A 14,430-nucleotide genomic window follows, 5' to 3' on the forward strand; every position below is an offset into this window, starting at 1 on the left:
TTCAATGCTCCGGCAGCTTGACTGCGATGGAGTAGCCGATCACGCCGGCCAGCAGCACGACGAAGGAGTAGCTGTACGCCGTGAGCGACCAGGGCTGCATCAGCATCACCAGGCCCAGGCCGATCAGGGCGCTGGTGCCGTGCTCCCAGGGGCCGCGGCGCAGCCAGCGCGGTGTGGAACGGGTGGTTTTCATTTGCGGATCGCTCCGAAGGTCACGCCACGCAGCAGGTGCTTGCGCAACAGCACGGTGAATACCAGCACCGGCAGCAGGAACAGCGTGGTGCCGGCGGCCATGGCGGGCCAGTCCAGTCCCCCCTCGCCGATGATGGTCGGAATGAAGGGCGGCGATGTCTGCGCCGTGCCGCTGGTGAGCAGCAGCGCGAAGGCGTACTCGTTCCAGGCGAAGATCAGGCAGAAGATCGCGGTGGTCGCAATACCGGTCGCGGCCTGCGGCAGCACCACCTTGACGAAGGCTTGCCAGCGGGTGTATCCGTCCACCATGGCGGCCTCCTCGTACTCGCGCGGAATCTCGTCCATGAAGCCCTTGAGCAGCCAGACAGCCAGGGAGAGGTTCACCACCGTGTACAGCAGGATCAGCCCCAGGTGCGTGTCGTTGAGCCCCAGGTTGCGGAACATCAGGTAGATCGGGATCGCCACGGCGATCGGCGGCATCATCCGCGTCGACAGGATGAAGAACAGCCAGTCGTCCTTGCCCGGCACCCGGAAGCGCGAGAAGGCATAGGCGGCCAGCGTGCCCAGCACCACGGACAGCAGCGTGGAGCCGAAACCGATCAGGAGCGAGTTGAGGTAGCGGTCCGTGAAGCGCGAAGGCCCGGCCAGGATCATCTGCTGCTCGCGCACCAGCCCTTCGTACCAGGTCCTGGGCCGCGGCAGGGCCGCCAGCTCGTCGGCCGACACGCGCGAGCGGGTGGTGAACAGGTTGACGTAGCCGACCAGCGAGGGTTGCGCCACCACCTTGGGCGGATAGGCGATGGAGTCGGCCGGCGTGCGGAAGCTGGTCATAAAGATCCAGGCCAGCGGAATCAGCGTGATGACGGCATAGCCGATCACCACGATGCCGGCAAACCATTTGGCGGCGGCGCTGGGCTCCAGCGGGCTGTGGGGCATGGTTTTCATCGCTGTTTCACCTTGTCGAGGAATCGCACCGTCACCAGGGACAGGCCGTAGATGGAAACGAACAGGATGATGGCGAAGGCCGAGGCGTAGCCGGTGCGCCATTTCTCGAAGGCCTCGCGCTTGAGGTGGATCGAGGCCAGCTCGGTCACCGACCCCGGTCCGCCGTTGGTCAGCTGGTCCACCAGGTCGAACATCTTGAAGTTCTCGATGGTGCGAAACAGCAGCGCCAGCAGGATGAAGGGCATGACCATGGGCAGCGTGATGCGCCAGAACTTGGTCCACTCCGAGGCGCGGTCGATCTCTGCGGCCTCGTACAGGTAGGGCGGAATCGATTTGAGGCCGGCCAGCAGCAGCAGCATGACGTACGGCGTCCACATCCAGGTGTCCACGAGGACGATGGCCCATGGGGACAGCTGGGTGCTGCCCAGCATGGTGAAGTCGCCGCTGGCCCCGAGGAAACGGGCGATGGCGTTGAAGATGCCGTACTGCGGTTCGAAAAAGTACTTCCAGAAGGTGCCCACCACGGCGGGCGCCAGCATCATGGGCAGCAGGATGGCGGTGCTCCAGAAACTGTGGGAGCGAAAGCGCCGGTTGAGCAGCAACGCCAGCACGAATCCCAGCACCAGTTGCAGCGCGATCGAGGACACCAGGAAGTGTGCGGTGGCCCGCATGTTTTCCCAGATCGCCTCGTTGCCGAGAACGCGCCGGTAGTTGTCGATCCCCAGCCATACGACTTCGGCGTTGGGCCGGTTGGCGCGGAAATTGGTGAACGACAGCCAGATGGTCCAGAGCAGCGGGAAGATGTTGAAGGCCAGCAGGAGCGCGATGGTGGGGCCGACGAAGAGCCACGCCAGGGCCCGGTCCGAAAGGCCCTGGCGGGCCAACAGCATGCTGGGCGCCAGGGCGGGGCCGGCGGCCTGGCGGGCACTTGCCGCCGGCTCCGAGGAATTTGCGGTGGCCGCCGCTTGAGGCTGCGGCCACTGCATGAACACCCGAGGTTTCACGATGGTTCCAATAGTGTTGGCTTACTTGAGCTTGCCGTCTTCCTTGAAGACCTCGGTCCAGTCCTTCAGCAGCGCGTCGAGGGCTGAGTTGGGCGTTCCCTTGCCGGCGACCACGTAGTCATGCACACGGTTCTGCATGGCCAGCATCAGTTGGGCGTAGCTGGGGTCGGCCCAGAAGTCCTTGACGATCTTCATGGAGTCCAGGAACACCTTGGCGTAGGGCGTGCTGGTCTCGAAGCCGGGAGATTCCAGGATCGACTTCAGGCAAGTGAAGCCGCCGCCGTCCCACCACTTCTTCTGGATCGCCGGTTGGGCGAACCACTTCATGTACTGCAGCGCCATGTCCTTCTTGTCGGAGTACTTCACCACCGAAATGCCCTGGCCACCGAGCTGCGCCAGCTGCTTGTCGCCCTTGGGAATCGGGAAGAAGCCGGTCTTCTCGCCGCCGACTTGCGGGTCCTTCGAGATACCGGGGAAGAACGCGATGAAGTTCATCTGCATCGCCACCTGGCCCGACTTGTACGCGTCCAGGTCTTCGGTCATGTAGGCGTTGCTGTGGCCGGGCGGCACGCAGCAGTCATACAGTTCCTTGTAGAACTTCAGGCCCTTCACGGCGCCCGGCCCGTTGACGTAGCCCTTCATGTCATAAGGCTTGGCCGGGTTGGCGTAGTCGAAGCCGTAGGCGTACAGGGTGTTGGTCACGCCCATGGTGATGCCCTCGGAGCCGCGCTCGGTGTACAGCGCCGCGCCATAGACCTTCTTGCCGTCGATGGTGCGGTTCTGGAAGAACTGGCCGATCTCCTTGAACTCGTCCCAGGTCTTGGGCGGCGCCAGGTCGCGGCCGTGCTTCTGCTTGAACTCGGCCTGCAGCTCGGGACGGGCGAACCAGTCCTTGCGGTAGGTGAAGGCCACGGCATCGCCCATGGCCGGCAGCGCCCAGTAGTTCTTGCTGCCCTTGGGCCAGGTCGAGTAGCCCTCGACGGTGGCGGGCATGAAGTCCGTCATCTTGATGCTGTTCTTGTCGAAGAACTCGTTCAGCTTGACGTAGTGGCCTTCCGTGGCGGCCGAGCCGATCCACTGGCTGTCGCCGATCAGCAGGTCGCACAGCTTGCCCTTGGAGTTGAGCTCGTTGAGCATGCGTTGCGCGAAGTTCGGCCATGGCACGAACTCATACTTCATCTGGATGCCGGTCTTGGCAGTGAAGTCCTTCGACAATTCCACCAGTGCGTTCGCCGGATCCCAGGCGGCCCAGCACAGCGTCAGCTGCTTGTCCTGCGCTTGCGCGCCCAGCGCGGTCAGGCCCAGCGCAGCCCCGGCCATCAGGCGCCAGAAGGTTGATTTGGCTTTGCTCATTTGTTCGTCTCCATACGGTGCGTGGCAGGCCACGCTTGGGTTGCAAATAAAAAGCGTCTATTCCGGCGTCATCCGCCGATCAGCCCCACTGCCTGCGGCCCGCTGCTTGAACAACTCGCGCCAGGTCGTCCGACTTGTCTGATGTGATTGATGTTAATTACGTCAGTTAATACATCAATCAAGACAAACCCTAATGGGTAAAATCACATCCCTCTTGACACTCGATCAGCCCCAGCGTCAGCAGGGACTGCAGAGATTCCTCGAGCGAGCGGGGCGGCATGAACTGGCGCAGCTGGTCGAACCAGGCCCCCGAGCCGCACAGCATCAGCACGTCGTGCAGATAGCGCGACAGGGAGCCGACGGTTTGCTCGCCGCTTTCCACCACCGTCACGCAGGCGCGTCCCCTTGGTGTGAGGCGAAAACAGCGTGGCTCGGCACTCGTGATGACCGGGGTATGAATGGACGTCATGGTTGTCTCCTTCGACTCAGCGCCGGCCTCCTTGCGGGCCGGCTGATTTGATTGATTTATATTAATTACATCAATTAATCCATCAATCAATAGAAACCCTAATCCCTCAAAAACCCTGCGCTCCACGGCAGCAAAGCCCGTCGAATCTGGGGTAAATTCCCCCTCCAATGGCAGCCACCATCAATCAGATCGCGGAAGCCGCGGGCGTCAGCACCGCAACAGTCGATCGCGTGCTGAACAATCGACCCGGCGTCAACCCAGCCACGGTCGAGCGGGTCCGTACCGTGATGCAGGCGCTGGGCGCGGCCAGCCCGGTCCGCGGCCGCCCGCGCTCGACGCCGAACTATCGGTTTGGGTTTGTGCTGCCGGCGTCACGGCGTGGTTTTTTCGACCTGATCGACCGCGTCGTCGCGCAGGCTGCTGGGGATTTCCGCCACCAGCACATCACCGAGATCACGCATCGCCTGCCCAACCAGGACGGTGCCGATTTCGCGCAGGAGCTGGCCAAGATGACCGATCTCGACGGTATCGCCGTGCTCGCCCCGGATGTGCCGCAGGTCAAGCTGGCCATCAACGAGTTGGCACGCAGCGGCGTGCATGTGGTCACGCTGTTTTCCGACGTTCCCGGCTCTCTGCGCGAGACCTTCGTGGGTGCCGACAACCGGGCGGCCGGACGGACCGCGGCAATCCTGCTGGGCCGCGGCCTGCCGCATGGCGAGCTCGGCCGCTGCGCCATGCTTTCGCCGCCCACGCGATTCGCCGCCGAGATCGACAGGCGCATCGGCTTCGCCCAGGTGCTGGAGGAGCGTTTCCCGAATGCCCGCCTGATCGAGCTTCCCGACATGCCCGAATCGGAAGACCAGGCCTATGCCTTCGCCCGGCAGTTCCTCGACCCGGCGAAAACCGCCGGGAAGCTGCATGCCCTGTACAACGTGGGGCCGGGCTCGCATGGCGTCAGCCGCGCCCTGCAGGAATTCGGCTACGACAGCTCGCTGGGCTTCGCCGTCCACGACATGCTGGAGATACACCGCACGCTGCTGGTCGCCAACGCCGTCTCCTACGTCCTGCAGCAGGACGTGCACTACGCCATCATGACCGCCGCCAAAGTGCTGCGGCTGCTGTGCGAGGAAGTGCGCGGCGCGCTGGCCGTCAGCAACCCCCGCATCGAGATCATTACTGCGGAGAACCTGGCGTGACAGGCGTCTCTGCGGCAACCATAATCAGCGCACCACCCCAACGCGAGCGGCGATGAAGAAATTCACCAACCTCCCGAGCGACCTCGTGTATGAAAGCCTGCTGGGGCTCGGGGCGGCCCACGCCCAGCTGGTGACCGTCCACCTGGATCCGCTCTTCGTTGCGCGCAAAAGCCCCAACCCGGGCAAGGTGGCGCTGATCTCCGGCGGAGGATCGGGCCACGAGCCCCTGCACACCGGCTTCGTCGGGGTCGGCATGCTCGATGCGGCCTGCCCGGGCCAGGTGTTCACTTCCCCCTCGCCGAACCAGATGCTTGCCGCGGCCAAGGCCGTTGGGGGCGACCCGGGCGTGCTCTTCATCGTGAAGAACTATGCCGGCGACGTGATGAACTTCCAGATGGCCATGGACATGATGGACATGGAGTTCGCGTCGGTGCTCGTCAACGACGATGTCTCCTTGAACGTGGGACGGCGCGGCGTGGCCGGAACGGTGGTGGTCGAAAAGATGGTCGGCGCGGCCGCGGAGCGCGGCGCGGACCTGGCGGCCTGCAAGCACCTGGGCGACCGGGTGAACGCCGGCACCGCTTCGATGGGGGTGGCGTTCAGCAGTTGCACCGTGCCCGAGGCAGGCGTGCCGACTTTCGAGATCGGGCCCGGCGAGATGGAGATCGGGGTCGGCATTCATGGAGAGCCCGGGCGTCGGCGCACGCCGTTCCAGCCGGCTGCCGCCATCGTCCAGGAGCTGATGACGGAAATCCTGAAGGACTTGAACCCCAAGCCGGGACAAGAGGTCCTGTTGTTCGTCAACGGGCTCGGCGGCACCCCCTTGATGGAGCTGTACCTGCTGTACCAACTGGCCGCCGAGCATCTGGGCCGCGCCGGCCTGGTGCCGGTGCGCTCGCTGGTCGGCAACTACACCACCTCGCTGGAAATGGCGGGGGCTTCCCTGACGGTCACGCTTCTGGACGACGAGATGAAGTCGCTTTGGGATGCGCCGGTGGCGACCCCCGCCCTGCGCTGGTAGCCCCTGTCAATTTTTTGCGGTCAACAGGGTCCGCGAAGACCTCGACTCCGGATCGGCACTGCCTTCAGCGATCTCTTTGTGCGGGAACGCCACGACAGTGGATGGACATTCATCGCCGGTCGAATCCCTGAGCGCCAGCGCGCGAGCCAGCCGGGACTCGGCACGATCGCGGAACTGCGCGACCTCTTTCACGAGACCATCGGTCGCCGCTGGGCCGCGTCTGTCCAGGTAGTGATGCCAGGTCTGGTTCAGGAGACGTTCGGCCGCCTGAGCGTCTGCGACGGCCTCTCTCCAAGCGTCGATAGCGGATCTGAGGTCGATGGTCATCGGCGCCATGCTAATCGTATGTGCACGATCGCGTGGTACAAATTTATCGTCTGGGCCGCAAGCTCCTGCCGGCCGGTGCCAATCCACAGAAAGAGCCATCTAAGGGACGCTAGCCTTTTGAGAGCAGCAGGATGAAGTTCGAGCAGACCCCATCCAGCGCGCCGGAAGTTGTTCACCGCTGAGTAACTGGTTATGCACAGCCTTGTCCAGGGCAAATTGGCTGGCGTGACTCCTTCATGACAGGCGCTTAAATCCCGACAATGGCAGTAGGATATTTCATCGGGAGGCGATGCACCTCTCTCACCGCAAGGCCGCAGCTTCGGAAGGACTGGCATGACTCATCTCGCAACTGACCCCGAGGGCAAGTACATCCCCACGCCCACCGGCTACCTGATGGTGCTGCGCGCGGGCGACAACGTGTTCGCGCAGCTCGAGCGCCTGGCGCGGCGCGAGCAGATTCCCAGCGCCAGCTTCACTGGCCTGGGTTTCGTGCACGCCACCTTCGGCTTTTGGGACGCGTCGAAGAAGGTTTTCGATCCGCGCAGGTTCGCCGACGTGGAGCTGGGAAGCATGGTGGGCAGCATCGCGTGGAAGGAAGGCGAACCCTCCATTCACGCTCACGGGGTCGCCGCGGGCAAGGACTTCCTCGCCTATGGCGGCCACTTGCTGGACCTGGAGGTCGGCACCGGCTCGGTCGAGATCACGTTGCTGCGGCATGAGAAGCGGCTCGAACGTGCCCTCGACAGCTGCATCGGCGCCAACCTGCTCGGCCTGTGAGGCCTGCCAGCGAATCAGGCAGCGCAGTAGGAAGTCTTGACGGTGGTGAAGAATTCGGCGGCGTAACTGCCCTGCTCCCGCGAGCCATAGCTGGAGCCCTTGCGTCCGCCGAATGGCACGTGGTAGTCGACACCCGCCGTGGGGGTGTTGACCATCACCATCCCGGCCTGGGCGTGACGCTTGTAGTGGGTGGCGTGCTTGAGCGACTGGGTGCAGATGCCGCTGGACAAGCCGAACGGCGTGTCGTTGGCCAGATCGAGCGCGTGCTCGTAACTGTCGGCCGGGATCACGCAGGCCACCGGACCGAAGATTTCCTCCCGGCTGATGCGCATCTCGTTGCTGCAATCCGTGAACAACGCCGGCGTCAGGTAGAAGCCGGGCGTATCGCGCTTCACCAGTTGCCCGCCGACGGCCAGCCGGGCGCCTTCCTCGCGCCCGATGCGGATGTAGTCGATGTCCTGGTCGAGCTGCAGCTGGTCCACCACCGGGCCGATATCGGTGCCGGCCTTCAGCGCGTCGTCCACTCGCAGTGCGGCCAGCTTTTCGGTCAACGCAGCGACGAAGCGGGAATGAATTCCCTTGCCGACGATCAGCCGGCTGGAGGCCGTGCAGCGCTGCCCGGTCGAGAAGAACGCGCCTTGCAACGCGCAATGCACGGCGACGTCCAGGTCCGCGTCATCCAGGACCACCAGCGGGTTCTTGCCGCCCATCTCGATCTGCACCTTGGCCATGCGGCCGATCGCGGCTTGAGCCACCTTCGCCCCCGTGGCGGTCGAGCCTGTGAAGCTGATGGCGTCCACCCTGGGATCGTCCAGCAGGGCCTGGCCGACGACGGCTCCGCGCCCCATCACCAGGTTGAACACCCCCGAAGGCAAACCCGCCCGGCCGATGATCTCGGCAAGGGCCCAGGCGCTGGCCGGCACCAGCTCGGCCGGCTTGAATACCACGCTATTGCCGAAGGCCAGCGCCGGAGCGATCTTCCAGGCCGGGATGGCGATGGGGAAATTCCAGGGCGCGATGATGCCGACGACGCCCACCGGCTCGCGCGTGACCTCCACGTCGATGCCCGGCCGGACGGACGCCAGTTTGTCGCCGCGCAGCCGCAGGCACTCCTGCGCATAGAACTTGAAAATCGCACCGGCACGCGCAACTTCGCCTATGCCCTCCGGCCGCGTCTTGCCTTCTTCGCGGGCGAGCAGTTCACCGAGCTCCTCCTTGCGCGCCAGGATTTCAGAGCCGACCCGGTCCAAGGCGTCGGCCCTGGACTGCGGGTTGCTCACGGCCCAGGAAGGGGCCGCCTGTGCCGCGGCGGCGATCGCACGTTCCACCTGCGACGCATCGGCATGGTCATAGTGCCCGATCACGTCGAGCATGTTGGAAGGATTGATGTTGGGGACGTCGCTCGTGCCCGCGGCCCATTCGCCGCCAATGAAATTCTTGTGGTGTTGCATGGCCGGGAGTCTAGGGACGCGCGCTACTTCGCCGCAAGCGAGATTTTCTACGGCAGCAGCGAAGAAAATCTTGAAGTCATCCCTGGTGCCCGGGCAGGGACTGCGCCGTAAAATCGGGAACAGACCGCGTTCGTGCGCTTCGAGCCGCGGGACCTACAAGGAGACTGCAGTGGCGCGCCAGATACCACCCCTTAATCCGTTGAGGGCTTTCGAGGTCGCCGCGAGGCACCTGAGCTTCACGCGGGCCGCCGAAGAGCTTTTCGTCACGCCGTCGGCCGTCAGCCACCAGATCAAGACGCTGGAAGAAAGCCTGGGCATCGCGCTGTTCACCCGCGACGCCAAGTCGCTCGCGCTCACGGCCGCGGGCAAGGCCTACTTGCCGGGGGTCCAGGAGGCGTTCAAGCAACTTGTCCACGCCACGCACCAGCTGCAGACCCAGGGGCTGCCGGCGCTGCGGGTGAACCTGCCGCCTACGTTCGCGGTCAAGTGGCTGATCCCGCGCATGGAACGCTTCATGAAGGTGCACCCCGAGATCGACCTGAAAGTGTCGACCTCCAACGAGTCGATCGATTTCACCCGGGACGACTTCGACCTGGCGATCCGCTACGGGCGCGGCAACTATCCCGGCCTGATCTCCGAGCTGTGCCTTCCGGTGGAGGTGTTCCCGGTTTGCAGCCCGGCGCTGATGCGCGGCGCCCACCCCCTGCGCGAGCCATCCGACCTCAAGCATCACACCCTGCTGCACGACGACAGCACATACACCGACGTGAGCAATCCCAACTGGGCGATGTGGCTCAAGCATGCCGGCGTCAAAGACGTCGATGCGACGCGCGGCCCCTCGTTCTGGCCCAGCCATCTGGTGATCAATGCGGCCATCGACGGCCTGGGGGTCGCCCTGGCCAAGAAGAACTGGGTGGTCAAGGACCTGGCCAACGGCCTGCTGGTCAAGCCATTCGAGATCAGCCTGCCGGTCGAGTTTTCCTATTTCGTCGTCTATCCGCAGGAGCGGGTCAACGACTTGCGCATCCGCGCATTCGTCGAATGGGTGCGCCAGGAAGTCGCCGGCGATCTGGCTCAGAGCCGGTAGATGCGCGCTGCATTGTCGTGCAGCAGCTTGGCCTGATCCGATTCGGGCCGATCCGCGATGGCGGCCCTGAAGCCACTCAGGATGGTGGCGTAGTCCGCAACCAGTCTGTCGACGGGGAAGTTGCTGGCGAACATGCAGCGATGCACGCCGAAGATGGCGATGGCGTCACGAATGACGGGCACGTTGTCGGCTTGCGACCACGCCCTGCCCGGCAACCCCAGGCCCGAGATTTTCAGGTTGACGTTTGGTTGCCTGGCCACCCGGTCCAGGGCTTTGCGCCAACTACCAAGTCCCTGCTCGCTGCGGTCCGCGGGCAAGCCGGTGTGATTGATGATGATGGTCGTTTCGGAAAAGTCCCGTGCCAGATCGGCGGCCTGGTCCAGGTTCCACCAGGGCGCCTGCAGGTCGAACGACAGGCCGTGCCGGGCCAGCAGCGCGTAGCCCGAGCGCCAGGTTTCGCAGTCCATGGAGCCGGCCAGCCCGCGGCGCGCGGCGGCCGGCGTCGCGCTCACCACCGGTTTGTGGCGAATGCCTCGAACCAGCGGGAACGCCGCCTGCGCGCGAAGCACGTCGGCCACATCCGCGCGATCGAGCGTTGCGTGGGCCACGATCGCGCCCGGCAGCCCGGGCCGCGCCAGCGCCGTGAGCCATTGCGTTTCCCGCACCGGCTGATCTCGTGCCCACTCCGCCTCGATGTGAACTGTCGCCGCCGGGGCGAAACCAGCGGTGTCGCGCCTGAAGTCCTGCGGCAGGTAGTTGCGCTTGAGCGCCGAATAATCGCCGTAGCGGAAATTCGGCACCTCCTCGCCCTGCAGCCACGGATGGGGATTCGCATCCAGATCCCAGAAGTGCTGGTGCGCGTCGATGAAGGGCAGCGCCCCAGTCACGTGGCCATCTTCCTCAGTGACGCGCCGGCACCAGCGTCGTCGACGAGGGACCGATGCCGATCACGTCGCAGATCACTTCGCCTTCCTTGGTCCAGGAGTAGTGCGGCGCCTCGATCGGCTCCTTGAACAGCGAGCCCGCCGGGTAGGCGATGAGCTTGGATTCCTCGAACTTGTCGCCGTAGCCGAAGTAGAGCGTTCCCGAAACGATGGAGACGATGCGAACCTTGTCGGGATGGGTGTGCACCGGCAGCTTGGTGTTGGCCGGGATCCGCACCCGCAGGATGTACAGGCCCGCCTTGGTCGGGTCGCCGTACAGCACCGCGCTCTGCGACGGCGAGGCAGGATTCATCTTGTAGGTCACGTCGCCCGGCTTGAAGGAAATGTCGGGAGGGGCGACCTCGTTGTGCGCCAGCGCCGGCAGCGCGCAGGCGGCCAGAAGCAAGGTGCCGCACAGCGCGCGCGCTGCCTGGGTCGGGAAGTTGTTCATGGTGCTATCTCCTGTCATTGGTGGTTGGGGAAAATCAATTGGCGAGTTGCAGCCGGGTAGCCAGGGCCTTGAACTGCGCGCTCTCGCGGGCCATCACGGCTTCGAGCACGGTGTCGTCGGCGTAGGTATCGGTGCTGAAGTGCAGCTTCTCCAGCGTCTCGCGCATGAGGGGCTCCTTCATCGCCTTCTCGACAGCGACCTTCAGGACGTCGATCACCTCGTTGGGCGTGTTGCGTGGCGCGGAAAGCCCGCGCCAGATGCCCATGGACAGATCGATGTTGCGTTCCTTCAGCGTGGGCACGTTCTCGAATCCGGCGACCCGCCGGTCGGCCATCACCGCCAGCACTTTCAGCTTGCCCCCGGCGACATGGGTCGCGACTTCGGCAGTGCTCACCGTCACGGCGTCGATATGCCCGCCCAGCAGGGCCAGCACGGCAGGGGCGCCGCCGGCATAGGGAATGTGGTTGAAGCTTGCGCCGGTCTTTTCAGCCAGCGCGGCGGCGGCCATGTGCCAGGTTGAACCACGGCCGGCGTCCCCCACCCTGATGTTCGCGTCCGGCTTGCGCGCCGCCGCGAGGAATTGCTCCAGGGTGGCATAGGGCGCGTCGGACCTGACGACCACGGCGGCCGGGTCGGCATTGAGGCGCGCGATCGGCCTCAGGTCCTTGTAGGAAAACTTGGCCAGGCCCAGGTGGTTGAGGAAGGTGAGCTCGGTCGACGACAGGACGATCTTGTGCCCGTCCGGCTTGGCATTCACGACCTCGCCGAGTCCCAGCACGCCACTGGCGCCGGGCCTGTTGATCACGACCACGGGCTGCGGCAGGTGACGCGCGACGGCGGCGGCGAACGCGCGTCCCACCACATCGGCGCCACCGCCCGCCTGCCATGGAACGACCAGCTCGATGTTGCGCGAGGGGTAGGTGCCGGTCTGGGCGAACACCGGGCTGGCCAGAGCCGCCACGGCTGCGGCGGCCAGCATCAGCTGCCTGCGCCGGGATAGGTTGATGAATCGCATGGAGTCTCCTGTCTTGGTAGGTGGATATGGAAAACGCCGCTAGACCGCGGGTTCGGCGGTGGCGGCCGCCGCGCCGAATGCGCCGGCGGCCCGGGCGGCTTCGATGCGCTCTTCGCTGAAACCGAATTCGCCCAGCACTTGTTCCGTGTGCTGGCCCAGCAGGGGCGCCGCGTGGCGCACTTTCTGCGGTGTCCCGCTGAGCTTGACGGGAAAGCCCAGGACCTTGACCGGGCCCTCGACCGGATGGTCGATCTCCAGCACCATGTTGCGGGCCTTGGCCTGCTCGCTGCCCAGCGCTTCGGCATAGTTGTAGATCGGCCCTGCGGGCACGCCGGCGCCGAGCAGCGCATCGACCCATTCGTCGGCGGTGCGGCGCTTGAACTCACGTTCGAGTTCTTCGATCAGCACGACCCGGTTGCGGATGCGCGCCACGTTGTCGGTGAAGCGCGCGTCCTGCACCAGGTCCTCGCGCCCGATCACTTCGCATAAGGCCTTCCAGAGCTTCTGGTTCGCGGCGCCGATCACGAAGTGGCGATCCGATGCGCGCACCGCCTGGTAAGGCGAGCTCATCCGGTTGGCGCTTCCTATGGGCACCGGCAACTCACCGGTGCCCCAGTACTCGGCCGACTCCCAGACCGAGAGGCTCATCGCCGTCTCGAACAAGGAGGCGTCGACATGCTGGCCCTGGCCGCTGATGCCGCGGCCGATCACGGCGCTCAGGATCCCGTAGGCTGCGAACAGGCCGGCGCCGAGATCGGCCAGCGGCACGCTGGACTTCACCGGCGGCGAATCGGGATGGCCCATGACGCTCATGACCCCGCTCATGGCCTGCGCGATCAGGTCCAGCCCCGGCCGCTTGGCCCAGGGGCCGGTCTGGCCAAAGCCGGAGATGCTGGCGTAGACCAGTCGCGGGTTGATCGCGCGCAGTGTCGGATAGTCGATCTTCAGCCGGGCCACGACGCCGGGGCGGTTGTTCTCGACCAGCACGTCGGCCTGCTTCACCAGTTCGTAGAAGGCTTCCAGCCCGGCTGGATTCTTCAGGTCCAGCTCAACGCTGCGCTTGTTGCGGTTGAGCGCGAGAAAGCCGGCGCTGTCCGCGCCCTTGAGCCGGAATCCCATGGCCTTGCGGGTCTGGTCACCGACCCCGGGCGTCTCGACCTTGATGACGTCGGCGCCCATGTCGCCGAGCAGCATGCAGCAAAAGGGGCCGGCCATGATCTGGCTGACGTCGAGGACCTTGATGCCGGAAAGGGGAAGCGTCACGTGATGTTCCTTTGAGGTTACTTGCCGATGAAGGCCGGCTTGGCCTTGGCCAGGAATGCCTGGTAGCCGATGCGAAAGTCTTCGGTGTCGAAGCAGTCGTAGGCCTGGTCCAGCTCCTCGGTGCGCAGCGGCTGCGGATCGGCCAGCCGTCGCACGAACTGCTTGTGCCAGCGCGCCGCCAGGGGCGCGCCGTGCGAGATCCGCCGGGCCGTGGCGTAGGCCTGGGCGAGGACTTCGGCGTCTGCGGCGATCCTGTTCACCAGGCGCTTGGCCAACGCTTCCTGGGCGTCGAACACACGGCCCTCCAGCACGATCTCCAGGGCGACGGCGCTGCCGGCCAGGGCGACCAGCCCGCTGAGCTCACCATAGGACATCACGAGACCGAGCCGATTGACCGGGACGCCGAAGGTGCTGGAAGCACCGCAGATGCGCAGGTCGCACATGGATGCGATCTCCAGGCCGCCGCCGACGCAGGCGCCCTGGATCAACGCCACCGTCGGATGCCGGCTCGTGGCGACGGCCTGCATCGCAGCGTGGGTGGTCTGGGCGTACTCGCGGGCCCGGGCGGCACTGAGCCGAGTGCGCGGAAATTCCTCGATGTCCGCGCCGGCCGAGAACGCCTTTTCGCCTGCACCACGCAGGACGATGCAGCGCAGCGAGTCATCTGCCGACAGCTGCGCGAAGGCATCGCCCATCCCCTGCCACATGTCGAGGTTCATGGCGTTGAGCTTGGACGGATTGTTGAGCGTGACGGTCGCGACGCGGTCTTCGCGTTCGACAAGGATGGGTTGCAGCATGGTGGATCCGGTGCGTTTTTGGGTGAGGACCGGACGGAGTCTAGGGAGGCCGTGTGCATAAGCCAAACGATAAAAACTAAGCCGGGCTTCAAGAAAAACTCGCGTCACGCGCTTGTGAATATTTCTTGGGCAGGCTTCAACTAAATCCACGTTGTGCGC

At 65.0% G+C, this 14,430-nt stretch carries 16 protein-coding genes; 4 read left to right on the top strand and 12 right to left on the bottom strand.

Features of this window, described 5'->3' with window-relative positions:
• Position 1 precedes the first annotated feature (1 nt).
• The 5 genes from HNE04_RS17325 to HNE04_RS17345 form a co-directional block, all read right to left on the bottom strand.
• A complete protein-coding gene (locus HNE04_RS17325; RefSeq protein ID WP_172221743.1) occupies positions 2-193 on the bottom strand; it encodes a hypothetical protein in 192 nt (63 codons plus the stop codon).
• Positions 190-1,137 (bottom strand): carbohydrate ABC transporter permease, encoded by a 948-nt coding sequence (locus tag HNE04_RS17330; protein ID WP_172221746.1) that lies wholly within the window; start codon positions 1,135-1,137, stop codon positions 190-192. Before HNE04_RS17330 ends, HNE04_RS17325 begins: the two co-directional genes overlap by 4 nt.
• Positions 1,134-2,141, bottom strand: coding sequence for a carbohydrate ABC transporter permease (locus HNE04_RS17335; RefSeq protein ID WP_328700356.1), 1,008 nt, complete (start codon positions 2,139-2,141; stop codon positions 1,134-1,136). The genes HNE04_RS17330 and HNE04_RS17335 overlap by 4 nt, the downstream gene beginning before the upstream one ends.
• 21 nt (positions 2,142-2,162) lie before the next feature.
• A complete protein-coding gene (locus HNE04_RS17340) occupies positions 2,163-3,494 on the bottom strand; it encodes an ABC transporter substrate-binding protein (RefSeq protein ID WP_172221749.1) in 1,332 nt (443 codons plus the stop codon).
• A gap of 190 nt (positions 3,495-3,684) precedes the next feature.
• On the bottom strand, positions 3,685-3,963 hold the full coding sequence (locus HNE04_RS17345; RefSeq protein WP_172221752.1) for a hypothetical protein: 279 nt from the start codon (positions 3,961-3,963) through the stop codon (positions 3,685-3,687).
• 167 nt (positions 3,964-4,130) lie between these two features.
• On the opposite strand from HNE04_RS17345, the gene HNE04_RS17350 reads away from it, so the two are divergent.
• Together HNE04_RS17350 and dhaK are read left to right on the top strand one after the other, a co-directional pair.
• Positions 4,131-5,159, top strand: a complete 1,029-nt coding sequence (locus tag HNE04_RS17350; protein ID WP_172221755.1) for a LacI family DNA-binding transcriptional regulator — start codon at positions 4,131-4,133, stop codon at positions 5,157-5,159.
• A gap of 52 nt (positions 5,160-5,211) precedes the next feature.
• Positions 5,212-6,180: a dihydroxyacetone kinase subunit DhaK gene (dhaK, locus tag HNE04_RS17355; protein ID WP_172221758.1), complete on the top strand. Its 969-nt coding sequence runs from the start codon at positions 5,212-5,214 to the stop codon at positions 6,178-6,180.
• Between the two features lie 6 nt (positions 6,181-6,186).
• Here the strand turns inward: dhaK and HNE04_RS17360 are convergent, their stop codons facing one another.
• On the bottom strand, positions 6,187-6,507 hold the full coding sequence (locus HNE04_RS17360) for a hypothetical protein (RefSeq protein WP_172221761.1): 321 nt from the start codon (positions 6,505-6,507) through the stop codon (positions 6,187-6,189).
• Positions 6,508-6,840: 333 nt separating this feature from the next.
• On the opposite strand from HNE04_RS17360, the gene HNE04_RS17365 reads away from it, so the two are divergent.
• On the top strand, positions 6,841-7,284 hold the full coding sequence (locus tag HNE04_RS17365; RefSeq protein ID WP_172221764.1) for a PPC domain-containing DNA-binding protein: 444 nt from the start codon (positions 6,841-6,843) through the stop codon (positions 7,282-7,284).
• Positions 7,285-7,298: 14 nt separating this feature from the next.
• On the opposite strand, the gene HNE04_RS17370 is transcribed toward HNE04_RS17365, so the two are convergent.
• Positions 7,299-8,735, bottom strand: coding sequence for an aldehyde dehydrogenase family protein (locus HNE04_RS17370; protein ID WP_172221767.1), 1,437 nt, complete (start codon positions 8,733-8,735; stop codon positions 7,299-7,301).
• A 169-nt stretch (positions 8,736-8,904) separates the two neighbouring features.
• Between HNE04_RS17370 and HNE04_RS17375 the strand changes: the two genes are divergently transcribed.
• Positions 8,905-9,822: a transcriptional regulator GcvA gene (locus HNE04_RS17375; RefSeq protein ID WP_328700357.1), complete on the top strand. Its 918-nt coding sequence runs from the start codon at positions 8,905-8,907 to the stop codon at positions 9,820-9,822.
• Here HNE04_RS17375 and HNE04_RS17380 read toward each other — a convergent pair.
• Genes HNE04_RS17380 through HNE04_RS17400 form a run of 5 tightly spaced genes read right to left on the bottom strand, consistent with a single transcriptional unit; the run spans position 9,810 to position 14,271 of the window.
• On the bottom strand, positions 9,810-10,709 hold the full coding sequence (locus HNE04_RS17380) for an amidohydrolase family protein (protein WP_328700358.1): 900 nt from the start codon (positions 10,707-10,709) through the stop codon (positions 9,810-9,812). The two genes, HNE04_RS17375 and HNE04_RS17380, sit on opposite strands and share 13 nt — an antisense overlap.
• A gap of 13 nt (positions 10,710-10,722) precedes the next feature.
• Complete coding sequence (locus HNE04_RS17385; protein ID WP_172221773.1) at positions 10,723-11,196, bottom strand: cupin domain-containing protein; 474 nt, start codon at positions 11,194-11,196, stop codon at positions 10,723-10,725.
• A gap of 34 nt (positions 11,197-11,230) precedes the next feature.
• Positions 11,231-12,211 carry a tripartite tricarboxylate transporter substrate binding protein gene (locus tag HNE04_RS17390; RefSeq protein ID WP_172221776.1) on the bottom strand — a complete coding sequence of 327 codons (981 nt, stop codon included), beginning with the start codon at positions 12,209-12,211 and terminating at the stop codon, positions 11,231-11,233.
• 39 nt (positions 12,212-12,250) lie between these two features.
• Positions 12,251-13,474, bottom strand: a complete 1,224-nt coding sequence (locus HNE04_RS17395; protein WP_172221779.1) for a CaiB/BaiF CoA transferase family protein — start codon at positions 13,472-13,474, stop codon at positions 12,251-12,253.
• Between the two features lie 17 nt (positions 13,475-13,491).
• Positions 13,492-14,271, bottom strand: coding sequence for an enoyl-CoA hydratase/isomerase family protein (locus HNE04_RS17400; RefSeq protein ID WP_172221782.1), 780 nt, complete (start codon positions 14,269-14,271; stop codon positions 13,492-13,494).
• Positions 14,272-14,430: the final 159 nt, after the last annotated feature.

This window comes from Caenimonas soli (genome assembly GCF_013155545.1).
GTDB classification, from domain to species: domain Bacteria; phylum Pseudomonadota; class Gammaproteobacteria; order Burkholderiales; family Burkholderiaceae_C; genus Ramlibacter; species Ramlibacter soli.